Below are 19,457 nucleotides of genomic sequence, written 5' to 3'. Positions count from 1 at the left end.
CTACCTTTCTTAAAGCGACGAGTATTTCTTGCGCAGACGCTGACGAATCAGTTCCGCGAGGGTGTTCATGACGAAGGTGAACAACAGCAGCACCAGCGCCGAGAGGAACAGCACGCGGTAGTGGCTGCCGCCGACTTCCGACTCCGGCATTTCCACCGCAACGTTGGCGGCCAGGGTGCGCAGGCCTTCGAACAGGTTCATTTCCATGACCGGGGTGTTGCCAGTGGCCATCAGCACGATCATGGTTTCACCGACCGCACGGCCCATGCCGATCATCAGTGCCGAGAAGATGCCCGGGCTGGCGGTCAGGATGACCACGCGAGTCATGGTCTGCCACGGCGTGGCACCGAGGGCCAGCGAGCCCAGGGTCAGGCCGCGCGGCACGCTGAACACGGCGTCTTCGGCGATTGAGTAGATGTTCGGGATCACCGCGAAGCCCATGGCCAGACCGACCACCAGTGCGTTGCGCTGGTCGTAGGTGATGCCCAGGTCGTGGGAGATCCACATGCGCATGTCACCGCCGAAGAACCAGTTCTCCATGAACGGGCTCATGTACAGCGACAGCCAGCCCACAAACAGAATCACCGGGATCAGCAGCGCACTCTCCCAGCCGTCCGGGACTTTCAGGCGGATCGACTCAGGCAGGCGGCTGAAGGTGAAACCGGCCACCAGGATGCCGATCGGCAGGAGCATCAGCAGGCTGAAGATGCCCGGCAGATGCCCTTCCACATACGGTGCGAGGAAAAGACCTGCGAAGAAGCCGAGGATCACCGTCGGCATCGCTTCCATCAGCTCGATCACTGGCTTGACCTTGCGGCGCATGCCCGGGGCCATGAAGTACGCGGTGTAGATCGCAGCGGCAACGGCCAGTGGTGCCGCCAGCAGCATCGCGTAGAACGCGGCTTTCAGGGTGCCGAAGGTCAGTGGCGACAAGCTCAGTTTCGGTTCGAAATCGGTGTTGGCCGCAGTCGATTGCCAGACGTATTTAGGCTCGTCGTAGTTCTCGTACCAGACCTTGCTCCACAGCGCGCTCCACGATACTTCCGGGTGCGGGTTGTCGAGCAACAGCGGTTGCAGCTTGCCGCCGGCCTCGACGATCACACGGTTGGCGCGTGGCGACAGACCGAACAGGCCCTGTCCTTCGACCACCTGATCAACCAGCAAGGTGCGATGCGCGGTGCTGTGAAACACGCCAAGCTTGCCGCTGGCATCCAGTGCGAGGAAGCCTTTGCGACGCTCTTCAGCGGTGATTTCAACGATCGGCGTCTTGCCCATCTGGAAGGTGCGGATCTGCTTCAGGCGCAGCTCGCCATCAGTGTCGCGGGCCATGAACCACTGGGCCAGGCCACCGGTGGAGTCGCCGACGATCAGCGAGATGCCACCCACCAGTTGAGTGGCGGCAGTGACTTGCGCGTCGGCGTTTTCCAGCAGCTTGTAGCGACCGTTGAGGCTCTTGTCGCGCAGGCTGAACACGTCGGCCTGAGCACGACCGTTAACCACATACAGCCATTGCTGGCGCGGGTCGACGAAGATGTTTTTAACCGGTTCAGTCATCTGCGGCAGATCAATGCGCTTCTGCTCGTTGGTGACTTCGCCGGTCATCATGTTTTCTTCGCTGGTCAGCGACAACACATTGAGTTGCGAACCGGTGGAGCCGACCAGCATCAGGGTCGAGTCGGAGGCGTTGAGGCTGACGTGCTCCAGCGCACCGCCGCTTTCGTTCAGCGCAATCGGCGTCTCGCCGTACGGGAACTCGATCGCCGGGGTGATGGTTTTCTTGCCTTCCGGGTAGCTGACTTTATAGGTGTGACGGAACACCAGCGCCTGACCGTTGGACAGACCCACGGCCACCAACGGATGGCCCGGCTGGTCTTCGCCGATGGAGGTCACACTGGTGCCTGCCGGCAACGGCAGATCGACGCGCTTCAATTCAGCGCCACTGTCGATATCAAAGAACAGCGCCTGGCCCTTGTCGGAAACGCGCATGGCCACCTGATTCTGCTCTTCGAGCGAAATCATCAGTGGCTTGCCGGCGTCCTGCATCCAGGCCGGGGTGATAGCGTCTTTCGCAGTCAGGTCAGCGCCCTTGAACAGTGGCGCAACGACGTAGGCGAGGAAGAAGAAGATCAGGGTGATGGCTGCCAGTACCGCCAGACCGCCGACGAGGACGTACCAGCGGGTGAAGCGATCCTTGAGCGCGCGAATGCGGCGCTTGCGTTGCAACTCAGGCGTATTGAAGTCAATGCGCTTGGGAGGGTTCGTAGTCATTTTGGAATTGGCCAGATCATTCATGCGCACACCCTAGCGATCCTGTATGACAGAAAGATGACAATGCAGTGACGCACCAAATCCGCCGCCAGCAGGGCACTGGCAGTGGATAGAAGAATTCGGGGAGTGTGGGGGCCGGGCCGCTTGCGGGCCGGGCCCCACACATGAGTCAGGCGGGGTTCACCCCTGACTCAGTTTGTTACTTTTTTGCGACTTCAGCGCCGCCTTCCTGCAGACCCAGGTCAGCCAGTGCTTTTGCAGCAACCTTGGCTGGCAACGGGATGTAGCCGTCTTTCACTACCACTTCCTGGCCCTGTTTCGACAGAACCAGTTTCACGAACTCGGCTTCCAGCGGGGCCAGAGGCTTGTTCGGGGCTTTGTTGACGTAAACGTACAGGAAACGCGACAGCGGGTACTTGCCGTTCAGGGCGTTTTCTTCGGTGTCTTCGATGAAATCGGTGCTGCCTTTCTTCGACAGAGCAACGGTTTTCACGCTGGCGGTCTTGTAGCCGATGCCCGAGTAACCGATGCCGTTCAGCGAGGAGCTGATCGACTGCACGACCGAAGCCGAGCCTGGTTGTTCGTTGACGTTAGGCTTGTAGTCGCCTTTGCACAGGGCTTCTTCCTTGAAGTAGCCGTAGGTGCCGGATACCGAGTTACGACCGAACAGCTGAACCGGCTTGTTGGCCAGGTCGCCGGTCACGCCCAGGTCGCCCCAGGTTTTCACTTCGGCCTTGGCGCCGCACAGACGGGTGGACGAGAAGATCGCGTCAACCTGTTCCATGGTCAGGTGCTGGATCGGGTTGTCCTTGTGTACGAATACAGCCAGGGCGTCCACGGCAACCGGGATAGCGGTTGGCTTGTAGCCGTATTTCTGTTCGAAGGCCGCCAGTTCGGTGTCCTTCATCTTGCGGCTCATCGGGCCCAGGTTGGAGGTGCCTTCGGTCAGCGCAGGTGGCGCGGTGGCGGAGCCAGCGGCCTGAATCTGGATGTTTACGTTCGGGTATTCTTTCTTGTAGTTCTCGGCCCACAAGGTCATGAGGTTGGCCAGGGTATCGGAGCCGACGCTGGACAGGTTGCCCGACACACCAGTGGTCTTGGTGTAGCTCGGGATCGACGGGTCAACAGCGGCGAACGCGTTGGCGGTCGCAACGCCAGCAGCGACAAAAGTCATTGCCGCCATCAAACGCTTCAGTTTCATGCCTTACTCCTAGCAGATAGGGGGTGTTAAGTCGGGGCCAAGTATCAGCAGGCCGTGTGAACACTCTATGGCTGAAATATGACAATTGGATGAAAGGCCAGCATCCCTGTCGGAAGGCTGGCCTTTCAGATGTAACCGAACGTGTGGGATGAATCAGCGGCCCTTGCTCCACAGCCAGGCGCCGACCAGGATCCCCATCCCGCACAGCACGGCCACGTAATAGGCAGGCCCCATCGCACTTTCTTTCAGCAGCAGGCTGACCACCATCGGGGTCAGGCCGCCGAAGATCGCGTAGGCGACGTTATAAGAGAAGGACAGACCGCTGAAGCGCACCACCGGCGGGAACGCCTTGACCATCACGTACGGCACCGCACCGATGGTGCCGACCAGGAAACCGGTCAGCGCATACAGCGGGAACAGCCAGTCCGGGTGATCGGCGAGGCTGTGATAGAAGGTCCAAGAGCTGATCAACAACCCCAGGCAGCCGAACACGAAAACGCGACCGGCACCGAAGCGATCCGCCAGCGCGCCGGAAATGATGCAGCCCAGGCTCAGGAAGACGATGGCCAGGCTGTTGGATTGCAGCGCCATCGTCGGCGAGAAGTGATAGACCGTCTGCAGCACGGTCGGGGTCATCAGGATCACCACGACGATGCCGGCGGACAGCAGCCAGGTCAGCAGCATCGAGATGGCGATCGCACCGCGATGGTCACGCAGCACCGCGCGCAGCGGCACTTCTTCGGCCAGGGCCTTGCGCTGTTGCAGTTCGGCGAACACCGGGGTTTCGTGCAGCCAGCGACGCAGGTAAACCGAGAACAGGCCGAACACGCCGCCGAGCAGGAATGGAATCCGCCAGGCGTAATCCGAGACTTCCACTTGCGTATAGATGCTATTGATCGCGGTGGCGACCAGCGAGCCCAGCAGGATCCCGGCGGTCAGGCCGCTGGTCAGGGTGCCGCAGGCATAACCAATGTGCTTTCCAGGTACGTGTTCGGAAACGAAGACCCACGCCCCCGGCACCTCACCGCCAATCGCCGCACCCTGAATGACGCGCATCAACAACAGCAGGATCGGCGCCCACATGCCGATCTGCGCGTAGGTCGGCAACAGGCCCATGATCAGGGTCGGCACGGCCATCATGAAAATGCTCAGGGTGAACATCTTCTTGCGCCCCAGCAGGTCGCCGAAGTGCGCCATCACGATCCCGCCCAACGGCCGCGCGAGGTAACCGGCGGCGAAGATGCCGAAGGTCTGCATCAGGCGCAGCCACTCGGGCATGTCGGCCGGGAAGAACAATTTGCCGACCACGGTGGCAAAGAACACAAAGATGATGAAATCGTAGAACTCCAGCGCACCGCCCAGGGCCGATAGCGACAGAGTCTTGTAGTCATTGCGGGTCAACGGTCGTGCAGGTTGGTCGGGCTGCGCGAGGCTCGAGGGCGCTGTGGTCATGGCAAGGTCTTCTCTTATAGTCGGATCTGCCGCCACAACAACGCTGGCTGTGGCTCGGGCAGGTTCGGCACCATAGCAAATTGTTCGAAAAAGCACATAGAGGCGCGTATTTGACGGTCGAAATGAGAACCGGACGGTCGTCGCGGAGTCTACCGACCGATATACTCGCAACCTTGCTCCGGTCTGTAGGGGGTTGCTGTGCGAAAACGTCGTTGGTCGCCTTGGCGCGTGTATCCAGCCGGTTTCGCAGAGTTTCCCCTTTAGACGCCTTATGGAAAACGTGACGAACGTAGTATGTTCGGTGCTGAATCGTTTTTCCTGAAGACGGCTACCACCAGCAATACCCAACGAAGAGTCACGGGTCAGAGGCACCCCCGGCATGATAGAGCTCGAACAAGAAGATCCGATCCCGCAAGGCGACCTGGCCCTGCAAATCACTGCGCTTCCCCGCGAAACCAACGGCTTCGGCGATATTTTCGGCGGCTGGCTGGTGGCGCAGATGGACCTGGCCGGTACTGCAATGGCCAGCCGCGTCGCCGGTGGCCGTGTCGCGACCGTTGCCATCGACCGCATGGCGTTCCTGGTGCCGGTGGCGGTCGGCGCGCAATTGTCCTTCTATACCCAGACCCTGGAAATCGGCCGCAGCTCGATCCAGATGATGGTCGAGGTGTGGAGCGACGATCCGCTGTCCAGCGAGTGGCGTAAAGTGACCGAAGCGGTGTTCGTGTTCGTGGCCATCGATGGCAGCGGTCGCACCCGTTCGGTTCCGCCACGCGCACGTTAAACCTCGTGGCCGTTTCAAGGTCGATAGTCGTCCCAAGTTGCTGATTCGAGAGTTGTCCCATGAACACGCCCAACGTTGAAGCCGTGAAACTGGATGAACTGAACTGCTGGCGCATCCGCCACGGTCAGGCCGAAGTGCTGGTGGCCCAGCAAGGCGCGCACATCCTCAGTTATCAGGTGGATGGCCAGCCGCCGCTGATCTGGCTGAACGACAAGGCGGTGTTCAAGGCCGGCAAGAGCATCCGCGCCGGCGTGCCGGTGTGCTGGCCGTGGTTCGGCGTCTTCGCCCGTAACCCGCAGAGTGTGCAGGCGATGCGCGTCAGCGAAGAGCCGGCCGCCGCTCACGGGTTTGTCCGGGCGATGGACTGGGAACTGGGCGGTATCGAAACCGAGGGCGAAAGCCTGAAAGTGGAATTCACGCTGCCCTACCCAGAAGATGGTTTTCCGGGCTGGCCCCACCAGGTCGACCTGACCTTGACCCTGCGCCTCGACGATCAGTTGCACATCAGCCTGACCAGCCACAATCGTGGCGCCGACACCGTCAGCATCAGCCAGGCGCTGCACAGCTATTTCGCGGTCAGCGACGTACGCAACGTGCGCGTCGAAGGCGTGGACGGCCTGGATTACATCGAGACGCTGGATAACTGGAACACCCACACCCAGCAAGGCGACCTGTGCTTTGCCGGGGAAACCGACCGCATCTACCTCGACGCTCCGCCGCAACTGAGCATCGTCGACCCGGCTTGGGAACGGCGGATTATGCTGACCGCTACCGGTTCACGCACGGCGGTGATCTGGAACCCGTGGATCGACCGCGCCGCCGCGTTCAGCGACATGGACAACGATGGCTGGCAGCGCATGCTGTGCATCGAGACGGCGAACGTGATGGACGATGTGGTGACCCTGGCACCGAAGGCCAGCCACACCATGGGCGTCAGCGTCAGCAGCCAGCCACTCTGAAAACAAAAATCGCAGCCCTGGGGCTGCGATTTTTTTTGCTGCTCGAGATTACAGATCCTTTTCCTGCACCACCCGCACCTTGTCCGCCTCCAGCGCATACGCCGCATCGGCCAGGTCGTTGCTGACCTTTTCGATCTTCAGCGTGCCGGTCACCCACAGCGGTGTATAGATGTCGTCCAGTTTCAGGCCCTTTGGATAACGCACCAGCACCAGTTGATTCGGCGGCGGCGGCGGTACGTGGATGCACGCGCCCGGGTACGGCACGAGGAAGAACAGCGTGCTGCGGCCCTTGGCGTCGGACTCCAACGGCACCGGATAACCACCGATACGGATATGTTTGTCGTTCATCGACGCCACGGTCTTGGTCGAGTACATCACCGCCGGCAAGCCCTTGGCCTGTTTCATCCCGCCTTTCTGGGTGAAGGTGCCGGTGGCTTCCGGAGAGTTGTGGTCGATTTCAGGCATGGCCTCGAGGGCTTTCTGATCCGACTTGGGCATCAGTTCCAGCCAGTCGGTTTCCGGCAGTTCGCCGGCGTGGGCCAGACCGCTGCCCAGCAAAAGGAGAGTCAACAGAAGACGGCGCATGAAGATGCTCGTAGGAAAAAGGAAACAGTAAATCGCCGAGCATTCTAGCCCTCTCCACCGTTTTGGCAGAGAGGGCTTTGTCGCTTTGGATCAGTTCTTTTTGATCAGGCCGTAGATCACCAGCAGGATGATCGCGCCGACCAGCGCGCCGATGAAGCCTGCGCCCTGACCCGCCTGATAGATGCCCAGGGCCTGGCCGCCGTAAGTGGCTGCCAGCGAACCGCCGATACCCAGCAGGATGGTCATGATCCAGCCCATGCTGTCATCGCCCGGTTTCAGGAACCGCGCCAGCAGGCCGACGATGAGGCCGATAAAGATGGTTCCGATAATTCCCATGGCATTTCCCTCTGAATTGGTCGATATGCGAAAGCCTAGTCAGACTTTGGCATCCTGCCATCAGAGAACGGCGGCCCTTAATGGTTCCGCCGCTGCCAGATGAAACTGTCGTTACTCGGCGATCAGCGCTTCGACCTTGAGGATCTGCTGCTCGAGGGTCGCCTTGTCCTTGCAGCGCAGGTTGGCGTGACCGACCTTGCGCCCGGCCTTGAAAGCCTTGCCGTAGTGATGCAGGTGGCAATCGTCGATCGCGATGACTTTCTCGACCGGCGGAACAACGCCAATGAAGTTGAGCATCGCGCTTTCGCCGACTTTGGCGGTCGAACCCAGCGGCAGACCGGCAACCGCCCGCAGGTGGTTTTCGAACTGGCTGCACTCGGCGCCTTCAGTGGTCCAGTGCCCGGAGTTGTGCACGCGCGGGGCGATTTCGTTGGCCTTGAGGCCACCGTCGACTTCAAAGAACTCGAACGCCATCACGCCGACATAGTCCAGCTGCTTGAGGACGCGGCTGGAGTAGTCTTCAGCCAGGGCCTGCAACGGGTGATCGGTACTGGCAATCGACAGCTTGAGGATGCCGCTGTCGTGGGTGTTGTGCACCAATGGATAGAACTTCGTCTCGCCATCGCGGGCACGCACGGCGATCAGCGACACTTCGCCGGTGAACGGCACGAAGCCTTCCAGCAAGCAGGCCACGCTGCCCAGCTCGGCGAACGTACCGACCACGTCTTCCGGCTTGCGCAGGACTTTCTGGCCCTTCCCGTCGTAACCCAGAGTGCGGGTTTTCAGCACCGCCGGCAGACCGATCGCAGCGACGGCGGTGTCCAGATCGGCTTGCGACTGGATATCGGCGAACGCCGGGGTCGGAATCCCCAGGTCCTTGAACATGCTTTTCTCGAACCAGCGGTCACGAGCGATGCGCAAGGCTTCGGCGCTCGGGTAGACCGGTACGAATTGCGAAAGGAACGCCACGGTTTCAGCCGGGACGCTTTCGAACTCGAAAGTCACCAGATCGACTTCATCGGCCAGTTGACGCAGGTGATCCTGATCGCCGTAATCGGCCCGCAGGTGTTCGCCCAGCGCAGCGGCGCAAGCGTCCGGCGCAGGGTCGAGGAAAGCGAAGTTCATACCCAGCGGGGTGCCCGCCAGGGCCAACATGCGACCCAACTGGCCGCCACCGATTACACCGATCTTCATCTCAACAACCTCAGGCAATACGTGGGTCTGGATTGTCCAGGACGCTGTCCGTCTGCTCGGCACGGAAGGTTTTCAGTACCGCGTGGAACTGTGGATGCTTGGCGCCCAGGATGCTCGCCGACAGCAATGCGGCGTTGATCGCGCCCGCCTTGCCGATGGCCAGGGTGGCAACCGGAATGCCGGCCGGCATCTGCACGATCGACAGCAGCGAATCGACGCCCGAAAGCATGGCTGACTGCACCGGTACACCCAGCACCGGAAGGTGGGTCTTGGCCGCACACATGCCTGGCAGGTGGGCCGCACCACCGGCACCGGCGATGATCACCTCGATGCCGCGGCCTTCGGCCTCTTCAGCGTACTGGAACAGCAGATCCGGGGTGCGGTGGGCAGAAACCACCTTGACCTCGTACGGGATGCCGAGCTTTTCCAGCATATCGGCGGTGTGGCTAAGGGTGGACCAATCGGACTTGGAGCCCATGATCACGCCAACCAGTGCACTCATCGTCGCGCCTCTTCTCTCTGGGCGCCCGCAGGCGCGTCAAAAACAACAAGCCACGCAGATTGCGTGGCTTGTTGTAGGAAAAATGGCCGGACGAACCGGCCGAAGGCCGCGCAGTATACCGCAAAGAAAGCAATAAACAGCCCCCGATGCGACCATCTGTCATCTGTCCGGAAACACACATTTTGCTGACTCGAGGTTCAAGAATATGGCTTCGTTTTTTCACGCGAAAAACATGATCAACAGGTCGAATGGAGTGCGTACTCAAATTACCGCATGACTTCATGTAATAAAAATCAAAACATCCCCAGGAGCCACAATAAAATTTAAATGATATACAACCAAACTCGAACTTAAAAAACAAAGAACCCACTAAAAAGCCAAAAACAAACAACTTATATTGCACAGCAACAAATCTATATTAAAAGCACTTCCGAAACCGCAATGGCGGGACAGTCGGCACCATCACGCCTGCCCGTCACTATCAAGTCAATTGAAATCATCCAAAGGATCCGAACATGGCCAAACAGCCTTTAACACTGAATGTCTTCATCCATGAGGACTTATCGGACGACAGCAGACGGGGCTTGTACAATACCCATTTTTCCTGGTTTACCGACGAAATCCAGGAACTCTCCGGGCGCAAGCTATCAGTCAATATGTTCAGCCCGTCAGAAGCAGAAACCTTGAGTGGCTTTGATTATAAAAAAATGTCTGCCGCCGGTTCTTTGGACGCTTGGGCAGAAAAATTAAGAAGCCATTTCGGCTCCCAGCTCCTGAAAGACTCACACACCAGATTCAACAAGTACCTACTGCTGACCCGCGACAATATAAATCAGAGCACAATGGGAATTGCACAAAACAAGGGTTACGCGAGTTTAGCCTCGATAAGAAGCGACATGGTTCCTGCTCACGAAGCAGGCCACATGTTCGGCGCAACTCATGAAGACAGCGAAATCCTGTACAACGGCTGGTGGAGCGAAACAATCATGACGGATGATGACTTCTCACCACTTCGAAGCAACGCCAAGCGCTTCAGTGATAAAAATAGAGAAAACATTCGCAATTACCTGGATAAACCGATTGCACAGCGAGCCGTGCCGCGCCCCGAAGTCGACTGGGACGACGATTGAGACTGATGCAAACCTGCCGCATCCCCACGAGCTCCCGTATTTTAATCAAGCTCATCCGACTTGGCAGAGGCGAAACACAGGATTCGTCTCCGCTTTCATTCAGTTATTGCCACTCGCCGCACCGCCCTCCAGCTTGCGCCACAACAACCGCACGTTGGCCTTGCGCACCAGTGCGCAGCGATACAGTCGAATCTCCAGTGGCACGTGCCATTGGGGACCACCACAGACCACCAGTTCACCCCGGGCAAGTTCGGCACGCACGCTCAGTTGCGGAACCCAGGCGATGCCCAATCCTTCCAGGGCCATGCTTTTAAGGCTGTCGGCCATGGCAGTTTCATAGATCGTGGTGAAGCGCAGCTGACGCTGGCGCAGCAAACCATTTACCGAGCGCCCGAGAAACGCCCCGGCGCTGTAGGCCAGCAGCGGCACGCTGGCCTCGCCTTCCAGATCGAACAACGGTTTGCCGTTGCCGTCCGCCGAGCACACCGGAAGCATCTCGGTCTGGCCCAGGTGCAGCGACGGAAAAATCTCCGGGTCCATCTGCATGGCCGCGTCCGGGTCGTAGAACGCCAGCATCAGATCGCAACCACCTTCGCGCAGTGCATGCACCGCGTCGCCAACATTGGTCGCCACCAGCCGTGTGGCGATGTTCAGGCCTTCGGTGCGCAGTTGCGCGATCCAGCGCGGGAAGAAACCGAGCGCCAGCGAGTGCGCCGCCGCGACCTGGATCACTTCGCCCTGCCCGCCTTCCAGGTGATGCAAATGGCGCAGCACTTCACCGAGCTGTTCAACCACGGTGCGCGCGGTCACCAGAAACAGTTGCCCCGCTGCCGTCAGCTCGACCGGCGTGCGCGATCGGTTGACCAGCGTCAGGCCCAGCGCCGCTTCCAGGCTGCGGATCCGCCGGCTGAAAGCCGGCTGGGTCACGAAGCGCCGTTCGGCCGCCTGCGAGAAGCTGCGGGTGGCGGCCAGGGCACTGAAGTCCTCGAGCCATTTGCTTTCCAGATTCATCACGTCCTCCCGGACACGCACCAAAACAGGTCACACGTCTGCCGCACACGCGGCGTCACACGGGCATTATGCCGAATGTGCATAGGGCAGTGTTTAACAGCATTGGCCCAAAAACTCCCACAAGCCTAGCATTCGCAGCGTTCCGGCACAGACCGGGTCCATATCGAGATGATTTCTATCATGTCCTCCGCTGCATCATTCCGCACAGAAAACGACCTGCTTGGCTCCCTGGAAGTCCCTGCTCAAGCGTATTACGGCATCCAGACCCTGCGAGCGGTGAACAACTTCCGCCTCTCGGGCGTTCCGATTTCGCACTACCCGAAGCTGGTTGTCGGTCTGGCAATGGTCAAACAGGCCGCTGCTGACGCCAACCGTGAGCTGGGTCACCTGAGCGAAGCCAAGCACGCTGCCATCAGCGAAGCCTGTGCACGTCTGATCCGCGGCGATTTCCACGAAGAGTTCGTGGTCGACATGATTCAAGGTGGCGCCGGTACCTCCACCAACATGAACGCCAACGAAGTGATCGCCAACATTGCTCTGGAAGCGATGGGTCACCAGAAAGGCGAGTACCAGTACCTGCACCCGAACGACGACGTGAACATGGCGCAGTCGACCAACGACGCCTACCCGACCGCGATCCGTCTGGGTCTGCTGCTGGGTCACGACGCGCTGCTGGCCAGCCTCGACAGCCTGATTCAGGCGTTCGCGGCCAAAGGTGAAGAATTCAATCACGTCCTGAAGATGGGCCGTACCCAGCTGCAAGACGCCGTACCGATGACCCTGGGTCAAGAGTTCCGCGCCTTCGCCACCACCATGAGCGAAGACCTGGCCCGTCTGAAAACACTGGCTCCGGAAGTCCTGACCGAAGTGAACCTGGGCGGCACCGCGATCGGTACCGGCATCAACGCCGACCCGCGCTATCAGGCCCTGGCCGTACAGCGTCTGGCACTGATCAGCGGTCAGCCGCTGGTTCCAGCCGCCGACCTGATCGAAGCCACCTCCGACATGGGCGCCTTCGTGCTGTTCTCCGGCATGCTCAAGCGTACCGCGGTCAAGCTGTCGAAGATCTGCAACGACCTGCGTCTGCTGTCCAGCGGCCCGCGCACCGGCATCAACGAAATCAACCTGCCGGCGCGTCAGCCAGGCAGCTCGATCATGCCAGGCAAGGTCAACCCGGTCATCCCGGAAGCCGTGAACCAGGTGGCCTTCCAGGTCATCGGTAACGATCTGGCGCTGACCATGGCAGCCGAAGGCGGCCAACTGCAACTGAACGTGATGGAGCCGCTGATCGCTTTCAAGATCCTCGACTCGATCCGTCTGCTGCAACGCGCCATGGACATGCTGCGCGAGCACTGCATCGTCGGCATCACCGCCAACGAAGCGCGCTGCCGCGAACTGGTCGAACACTCTATCGGTCTGGTCACCGCACTGAACCCGTACATCGGCTACAAAAACGCCACCCGCATCGCCCGTATCGCCCTTGAAAGCGGCCGCGGCGTGCTGGAACTGGTGCGCGAAGAAGGTCTGCTCGACGACGCCATGCTCGCCGACATCCTGCGCCCGGAAAACATGATTGCTCCGCGTCTGGTGCCTCTGAAGGCCTGATTCGACGCGTTACTTGTAGCACCGCTCACCAGGTCGAGGGACTAGACACCTCTCACCTTTTGAGGGCTTGGGGATCATTCCCCAAGCCCTTTTTTTTAACTGTTTGAACCTGAGAACCGTATGTATGGAAGCTGACCACAAATCAGCTTTCACACAAACCCGACGCCGGTAACGTCGGGTGTTTCAAAGCCTCGTTTCGTCGCTTGCACCACAACCGTGCAGACGGGCGCCGCACTGATCGGTATAGTGCCGCCCCTCTTCGCGTGAGCGGTCGTCGGTAACGAGGCCATAACCCATGCGAAACCCGAACTAATAACAAACCCGCGATATGGATCCGGGACGAAACCCTCGCCTCGCCCGTTGTGCCGCGCGCACACCGGTGTAACGCGGTGTTTCCGACCATCCAGCATTTGCTTACACAATAAACAGCGAGGAAAAATCCATGCTCGAAGTCATCAACGACTTCCTCTCAGGGAAAGTACTGATCGTGCTCATTGTCGGGCTCGGTAGCTACTTCACGATTCGCTCGCGTTTCGTTCAATTGCGCCACTTCTTCCACATGTTCGCGGTGTTCCGCGACAGCCTCAAAGGCAGCGCCGGGCAACTCAGCTCGTTCCAGGCCCTGATGCTCAGCCTCGCCGGCCGCGTCGGTGCAGGCAACATCGCCGGTGTCGGTATCGCCGTGACCCTGGGTGGTCCGGGTGCGGTGTTCTGGATGTGGGTGACCGCACTGGTCGGCATGTCCAGCAGCTTCTTCGAATGTACCCTGGCCCAGGTCTACAAGCGCGCCGATGGCGACGGCCTGTACCGTGGTGGTCCGGCCTACTACATCCAGCACGGCCTGAAGCTCAAGGGCATGGCGGTGGTGTTCTCGATCCTGCTGCTGGTCACCTACGGCTTTGCCTTCATCGGCCTGCAGTCCTACACCGTGACTCACTCGCTGCAAAACGCCTTTGCCTTTGACCCGCAACACACCGGTATCGTCCTGGCGGTGCTGCTGGCCATTACCTTCATCGGCGGCATCAAGCGTATTGCTTCGGTGTCCGACCTGCTGGTACCGATCAAGACCCTGGCCTATATCGCCGTGACCCTGTACGTGATCGGCACCCAGATCGAACACGTACCGGCCATGCTGGTCACCATCTTCAAGAGCGCCTTCGGTCTCGACCCGGCCTTCGGTGGACTGCTCGGCAGCGCCATCGTCATGGGCGTGAAGCGTGGCGTGTTCGCCAACGAAGCGGGCCTGGGCAGTGCGCCGAACGTCGCCGCCGTGGCGGCCGTGAAGCACCCTGGTGCCCAGGGCGTGGTTCAGGCGTTCAGCGTGTTCCTCGACACCTTCGTGATCTGCACCTGCACCGCGCTGCTGATCCTGCTGTCGGGCTTCTACACCCCGGGCTTCGAAGGTGACGGCATCGTCCTCACCCAGAACTCGCTGGCCGCCGTGGTCGGTGACTGGGGCCGCATGTTCGTCAGCGTCGCGCTGTCGCTGTTCGTCTTCACCTGCATCCTCTACAACTACTACCTGGGCGAAAACAGCCTGCAGTTCCTCACCCGCAACCGTGTCGCGTTGATGACGTTCCGCGGTCTGGTGCTGGCGCTGGTGGTCTGGGGTTCGATGCAGGACCTGTCGACCGTGTTCGCCTTCGCCGACATCACCATGACCTGCCTGGCCTTCGTCAACCTGGTGGCCCTGGCCCTGCTGTTCAAGGTTGGCATGCGTGTGATGCGCGACTACGACGAACAACGCCGCGCCGGTGTCGATCAACCCGTGTTCGACTCCAGCAAATTCGCCGACCTTGACCTGGACCTGAAGGCCTGGCCAACCAGCCCGTCGGCGGCTGCCAAGGCTGACGTTCAGGCGCAAGGCATCCCAGCAGCGCAACGCTGATCGGGAAAAAACCGGGCGCAGGTCCTGCGCCCGGCGTGACACAAGCGGCGGTCAGCGTCATGCTCGACCGCCTGCTGTCTTCGTTCAGGAGAACTCCCCATGAATTCCTCGACTTACCCTGCCGCCCAGCACGTCATGGTGCTGTACACCGGTGGCACCATCGGCATGCAGGCCAGCGCCAACGGTCTGGCCCCGGCCTCCGGTTTTGAAGCGCGGATGCGCGACTACCTGCATAGCCAGCCTGAACTGGTCGTACCGCAGTGGCGCTTTCGCGAGATGTCGCCGCTGATCGACAGCGCCAACATGACCCCGGCCTACTGGCAGCAACTGCGCGAAGCCGTCGTCGACGCCGTCGATGTGCAAGGCTGCGACAGCGTGCTGATCCTGCACGGCACCGATACCCTGGCCTACAGCGCCGCCGCCATGAGCTTCCAGTTGCTCGGCCTGCATGCCCGCGTGTGCTTCACCGGCTCGATGCTGCCGGCGGGTGTTACCGACAGCGACGCCTGGGAAAACCTCAGCGGCGCGCTGGTCGCCCTCGGCCACGGCCTGGCGCCGGGTGTGCATCTGTATTTCCACGGCGAACTGCTGGCGCCGACCCGTTGCGCAAAAGTGCGCAGCTTCGGCCGTCATCCGTTCAAACGTCTGGAACGTCAGGGCGGCGGCGTGAAAGCCACGTCCCTGCCAGCCGCGCTGAGCTACAACCAGCCCAAGCAACTGGCCAGGGTGGCGGTGTTGCCGCTGTTCCCGGGCATCGGCGCCGAGATCATCGACGGCCTGCTCGACAGCGGCATTCAAGGTCTGGTGCTGGAATGCTACGGCAGTGGCACCGGGCCGAGCGACAACCCGGAGTTCCTCGCCAGCCTCGGCCGGGCGCGGGATAAGGGCGTGGTGGTGGTTGCGGTTACGCAGTGCCATGAAGGCGGTGTGGAACTGGATATCTACGAAGCCGGCAGCCGCTTGCGTGGCGTTGGCGTGTTGTCCGGTGGCGGCATGACTCGTGAGGCGGCGTTCGGCAAGCTGAACGCTTTGCTGGGGGCAGGCCTTGAGACGGCTGAAGTACGGCGTCTGGTCGAACTCGACCTGTGCGGCGAGTTGGTCTGAGACCACGTCATCATCCTGTGGGAGCGGGCTTGCTCGCGAAAGCGGTATATCAGATACGTTGATGTCGTCTGACACAACGCATTCGCGAGCAAGCCCGCTCCCACAATTGACTCTTCGTCCGGCATGCAACTTGCTGCCATTTCCAGCACCCCAAGGCTGGAAGATCCTATGCTCCACTCCCACCTCACCACGCTCAATGCGGTCTCGCTGATCCTCAACACGTTCAAGTCTGAAGGCTTGTCCAGCGAAGCACTGCTCGCCGGCAGTGGCATCAGCGCGGCGGATCTGAGCCGGGCCGACACCCGCATCACCACCAATCAGGAGATGCAGGTCTGTGCCAACGCGGTCGCGCTCAAGCATGACATCGGCCTGGAACTGGGCCGGCGCATGCATGTTTCCTGCTACGGCATCCTCGGTTACGCGCTGCTGACCTGTGCCACCTTCGGTGACGCTTTGCGGCTGGCGATCCGTTATCCGGCGTTGCTGGGAACACTTTTCGAGCTGAGCCTGGAAGACGACGGCGAGCGTGTCTGGTTCGTCGCCGCCGACTACCGCGAGAGTCCGTCGATGGCAGTGTTCAATGCCGAGTTCTGTCTGGTGTCGCTGAAAGTCATCTGTGACGACTTGCTCGGTCATCCACTACCGCTGCTCGCCACCCGCTTCGAGCACACCGCGCCGGACTATCGCGACAGCTACGCCGAGCACTTCAAGGCGCCCCTGCACTTCGGCGCCAAGGACAACGCCTTCGCCTTCGACCGGCGCTGGCTCGATCAAGCGTTGCCGCTGGCTGACATCATTACCCATCAGGCCATGGCCGAACGTTGCCGCAAGCAGAACACCGAGTTCACCGGCCGGCAGGCGTGGCTGGGGCGAATCCGCCAGTTGCTCACTGCGCAACTCAATGCCGCACCGGGGCTGGAGGGCCTGGCGCAGCAGATGAACTGCTCGCCGCGCACCTTGCGCCGGCACCTGAAAGACATGGGTTGCAGCTATCAGGAGCTGCTCGACGAACTGCGCTTCGAACGGGCCAAGCAGATGCTTTGCGAAGACCAGTTGCCGATTTACCGCATTGCCGAAACCCTCGGTTTCAGCGAGACCGCGAGCTTCCGCCATGCCTTCGTGCGCTGGAGCGGCGTGGCGCCGAGTCAGTTCCGTCCACACGGTTAAACCGTTGAGGGGCGATATCAGGTCAGTACTTTTGGCCATATCGATCCCCTTTTGGCCTCTCTGGCCGTTCTCCGATTCGCCCCGCGCCGCAACACTGGGGTCAACCGAATCAGCCCTGCGGAGAACAACAAATGCTGACGATCTACTCTGACGATCACCACCTGCACCATGGCCGCTGCGAATTGATCGACGGGCAACTCAAGCCTTGCTTCGAGATGCCGTCCCGCGCCGACCACGTGCTGCAACGGGTAAAAAACCAAAACCTCGGCCCGGTCGAGGCGCCGAAGGATTTCGGCCTCGGGCCGATCGAGCGCATCCACAGCCGCGACTACCTCGACTTCTTCAAAGGCGCCTGGGCGCGCTGGACCGAATTCAACACCGACGGCGACTTGCTGCCCTACACCTGGCCGGCGCGCACCTTGCGTCAGGTCAAACCGACCAGCCTGCACGGTCAGCTCGGCTATTACAGCTTCGACGGCGGCGCGCCGATCACTGCCGGCACTTGGCAAGCCGCCTACAGCGCGGCGCAAGTGGCGCTGACTGCACAAGCGGAAATCCAGCGCGGCGCCCGTGGCGCCTTCGCCCTGTGCCGTCCGCCGGGACACCACGCCGCCGGCGATTTGATGGGCGGTTATTGCTACCTCAACAACGCCGCTATCGCCGCCCAGGCATTCCTCGATCAGGGCCACAAGAAGGTTGCGATCCTCGACGTCGACTACCACCACGGCAACGGCACCCAATCGATTTTCTACCAGCGCAGCGACGTGCTGTTCACCTCGATCCACGGCCATCCGGAAGCGGAATTTCCATTCTTTCTCGGCTACGAAGACGAACGCGGCGAAGGGGCCGGCGAAGGCTTCAACTTCAACTACCCGTTGCCGGCCGGCTCCGGTTGGGATGTCTGGAGTGCGGCGCTGGATCAGGCCTGCGCGGAGATCGAAAACTACGGCGCTGACATCATTGTCGTGTCGCTGGGTGTCGACACCTTCAAGGACGACCCGATCTCGCAATTCAAGCTCGACAGCCCGGACTACCTGGCCATGGGCAAACGCATCGCCGCCCTCGGCAAACCGACCCTGTTCGTCATGGAAGGTGGTTACGCGGTAGAGGAAATCGGCATCAATGCGGTGAACGTGCTGGAAGGTTTCGAGTCATGAAAAGTCTCAAGCATTTCATCGTCCCCGTGCTCTGTGCAGCACTGCTGAGCGGCGCCGCCCACGCTGAAGAACGTACCCTGCGCGTCTACAACTGGTTCGACTACATCACCCCCAAGGCACTGGAGGATTTCAAGTCGCAGAACAGCCAGACCAAACTGGTCTACGACATCTTCGACACCAACGAAGCACTGGAAGCCAAGCTGCTGACCGGCAACTCCGGTTACGACGTGGTGGTGCCGTCCAACGTGTTCCTGGCCAAGCAGATCGAGGCCGGGGTGTTCCAGCCGCTGGATCGCAGCCAGTTACCGAACTGGAACCACCTCGATCCAAAACTGATGAAGCTGATCGAGGCCAACGATCCGGGCAACAAGTTCGCCGTGCCGTACATGTACGGCACCATTCTGATCGGCTTCAACCCGGCCAAGGTCAAGGCGGCCTTGGGGGACAACGCGCCGGTGGACAGCTGGGATCTGATCTTCAAGGAGGAGAACATCAGCAAGCTCAAGCAGTGCGGCGTCGCCCTGCTCGACTCGCCGTCGGAGATCCTGCCGCTGGCCTTGCAACACCTCGGCCTGGATCCCAACAGCAAGAACCCGGCGGACTACGCCAAGGCCGAAGCCTTGCTGATGAAGATTCGCCCGTACGTGACCTACTTCCATTCGTCCAAGTACATGGCCGATATCGCCAACGGTGACATCTGCGTCGCGGTCGGTTATTCCGGCAGTTTCTCGCAAGCCGCCAACCGCGCCAAAGAGGCGAAGAACGGTGTGGTGGTCGATATGCGCCTGCCGAAAGAAGGGGCGCCGATCTGGTTCGACATGCTCGCCATCCCGAAAGGCGCGAAAAACCCGCAGGACGCCTACACCTTCATCAATTACCTGCTGCAACCGCAGGTGATCGCGCCGGTCAGCGACTTCGTCGGTTATCCGAACCCGAACAAGGACGCCACCGAACATGTCGACCCGGCCATCCGCAACAACCCCAACCTGTACCCGACCGATGCGGCGATGAATACGCTGTACACCCTGCAACCGTTGCCACGGGATGCGGAGCGGGCACGGACCCGGGCGTGGACCAAGATCAAGTCCGGTACCTGAAGTATCCCCGTCCATCC

At 60.7% G+C, this 19,457-nt stretch carries 17 protein-coding genes; 9 read left to right on the top strand and 8 right to left on the bottom strand.

Annotation, left to right across the window (positions count from 1 at the left end; translation table 11 throughout):
- Nucleotides 1-9 precede the first annotated feature (9 nt).
- The 3 genes from CAF87_RS10270 to CAF87_RS10260 all read right to left on the bottom strand — a co-directional run bounded on the left by CAF87_RS10270 (nt 10) and on the right by CAF87_RS10260 (nt 4,921).
- Nucleotides 10-2,043, bottom strand: coding sequence for an ABC transporter permease subunit (locus CAF87_RS10270; RefSeq protein WP_170929587.1), 2,034 nt, complete (start codon nt 2,041-2,043; stop codon nt 10-12).
- Between the two features lie 424 nt (nt 2,044-2,467).
- Nucleotides 2,468-3,469, bottom strand: a complete 1,002-nt coding sequence (locus tag CAF87_RS10265; RefSeq protein ID WP_085731336.1) for a phosphate ABC transporter substrate-binding protein PstS — start codon at nt 3,467-3,469, stop codon at nt 2,468-2,470.
- Nucleotides 3,470-3,622: 153 nt separating this feature from the next.
- Entirely contained in the window at nt 3,623-4,921 is a 1,299-nt protein-coding gene (locus CAF87_RS10260; protein WP_085731335.1) for an MFS transporter, read from the bottom strand.
- A gap of 379 nt (nt 4,922-5,300) precedes the next feature.
- Here CAF87_RS10260 and CAF87_RS10255 point away from each other — a divergent pair, with 379 nt between their 5' ends.
- Together CAF87_RS10255 and CAF87_RS10250 are read left to right on the top strand one after the other, a co-directional pair.
- Entirely contained in the window at nt 5,301-5,705 is a 405-nt protein-coding gene (locus CAF87_RS10255; RefSeq protein ID WP_003229628.1) for an acyl-CoA thioesterase, read from the top strand.
- A gap of 59 nt (nt 5,706-5,764) precedes the next feature.
- A complete protein-coding gene (locus CAF87_RS10250) occupies nt 5,765-6,664 on the top strand; it encodes a D-hexose-6-phosphate mutarotase (RefSeq protein WP_085731334.1) in 900 nt (299 codons plus the stop codon).
- A 48-nt stretch (nt 6,665-6,712) separates the two neighbouring features.
- On the opposite strand, the gene CAF87_RS10245 is transcribed toward CAF87_RS10250, so the two are convergent.
- From CAF87_RS10245 to purE, 4 genes are all read right to left on the bottom strand, one after another.
- Nucleotides 6,713-7,249: a DUF3299 domain-containing protein gene (locus CAF87_RS10245; RefSeq protein ID WP_085708811.1), complete on the bottom strand. Its 537-nt coding sequence runs from the start codon at nt 7,247-7,249 to the stop codon at nt 6,713-6,715.
- A gap of 90 nt (nt 7,250-7,339) precedes the next feature.
- Nucleotides 7,340-7,585 carry a GlsB/YeaQ/YmgE family stress response membrane protein gene (locus CAF87_RS10240; protein ID WP_085696742.1) on the bottom strand — a complete coding sequence of 82 codons (246 nt, stop codon included), beginning with the start codon at nt 7,583-7,585 and terminating at the stop codon, nt 7,340-7,342.
- Between the two features lie 111 nt (nt 7,586-7,696).
- Complete coding sequence (locus tag CAF87_RS10235) at nt 7,697-8,779, bottom strand: 5-(carboxyamino)imidazole ribonucleotide synthase (RefSeq protein WP_085731333.1); 1,083 nt, start codon at nt 8,777-8,779, stop codon at nt 7,697-7,699.
- Between the two features lie 10 nt (nt 8,780-8,789).
- The gene (purE, locus tag CAF87_RS10230) at nt 8,790-9,281 is read right to left on the bottom strand and encodes a 5-(carboxyamino)imidazole ribonucleotide mutase (RefSeq protein WP_007954291.1); all 492 of its coding nucleotides are present in this window, start codon (nt 9,279-9,281) and stop codon (nt 8,790-8,792) included.
- A gap of 515 nt (nt 9,282-9,796) precedes the next feature.
- Between purE and CAF87_RS10225 the strand changes: the two genes are divergently transcribed.
- Nucleotides 9,797-10,411: a hypothetical protein gene (locus CAF87_RS10225; RefSeq protein ID WP_085731332.1), complete on the top strand. Its 615-nt coding sequence runs from the start codon at nt 9,797-9,799 to the stop codon at nt 10,409-10,411.
- Nucleotides 10,412-10,510: 99 nt separating this feature from the next.
- On the opposite strand, the gene CAF87_RS10220 is transcribed toward CAF87_RS10225, so the two are convergent.
- Complete coding sequence (locus CAF87_RS10220) at nt 10,511-11,422, bottom strand: LysR substrate-binding domain-containing protein (protein WP_085731331.1); 912 nt, start codon at nt 11,420-11,422, stop codon at nt 10,511-10,513.
- 180 nt (nt 11,423-11,602) lie between these two features.
- Between CAF87_RS10220 and aspA the strand changes: the two genes are divergently transcribed.
- The 6 genes from aspA (at nt 11,603) to CAF87_RS10190 (ending at nt 19,440) form a co-directional block, all read left to right on the top strand.
- Entirely contained in the window at nt 11,603-13,027 is a 1,425-nt protein-coding gene (gene aspA / locus CAF87_RS10215) for an aspartate ammonia-lyase (RefSeq protein ID WP_085731330.1), read from the top strand.
- A 442-nt stretch (nt 13,028-13,469) separates the two neighbouring features.
- Nucleotides 13,470-14,915 carry a sodium:alanine symporter family protein gene (locus tag CAF87_RS10210; protein WP_085731329.1) on the top strand — a complete coding sequence of 482 codons (1,446 nt, stop codon included), beginning with the start codon at nt 13,470-13,472 and terminating at the stop codon, nt 14,913-14,915.
- A gap of 99 nt (nt 14,916-15,014) precedes the next feature.
- On the top strand, nt 15,015-16,019 hold the full coding sequence (locus tag CAF87_RS10205; RefSeq protein WP_085731328.1) for an asparaginase: 1,005 nt from the start codon (nt 15,015-15,017) through the stop codon (nt 16,017-16,019).
- 168 nt (nt 16,020-16,187) lie between these two features.
- Nucleotides 16,188-17,186, top strand: a complete 999-nt coding sequence (locus CAF87_RS10200; protein ID WP_085731327.1) for an AraC family transcriptional regulator — start codon at nt 16,188-16,190, stop codon at nt 17,184-17,186.
- A gap of 131 nt (nt 17,187-17,317) precedes the next feature.
- Nucleotides 17,318-18,343 carry a histone deacetylase family protein gene (locus tag CAF87_RS10195; RefSeq protein WP_085731326.1) on the top strand — a complete coding sequence of 342 codons (1,026 nt, stop codon included), beginning with the start codon at nt 17,318-17,320 and terminating at the stop codon, nt 18,341-18,343.
- Nucleotides 18,340-19,440, top strand: a complete 1,101-nt coding sequence (locus CAF87_RS10190) for a polyamine ABC transporter substrate-binding protein (RefSeq protein WP_085731325.1) — start codon at nt 18,340-18,342, stop codon at nt 19,438-19,440. The genes CAF87_RS10195 and CAF87_RS10190 overlap by 4 nt, the downstream gene beginning before the upstream one ends.
- Nucleotides 19,441-19,457: the final 17 nt, after the last annotated feature.

The organism is Pseudomonas sp. R38(2017), from assembly GCF_002112395.1.
Taxonomy (GTDB): domain Bacteria; phylum Pseudomonadota; class Gammaproteobacteria; order Pseudomonadales; family Pseudomonadaceae; genus Aquipseudomonas.
This window is presented reverse-complemented; position numbering and strand designations above follow the sequence as displayed.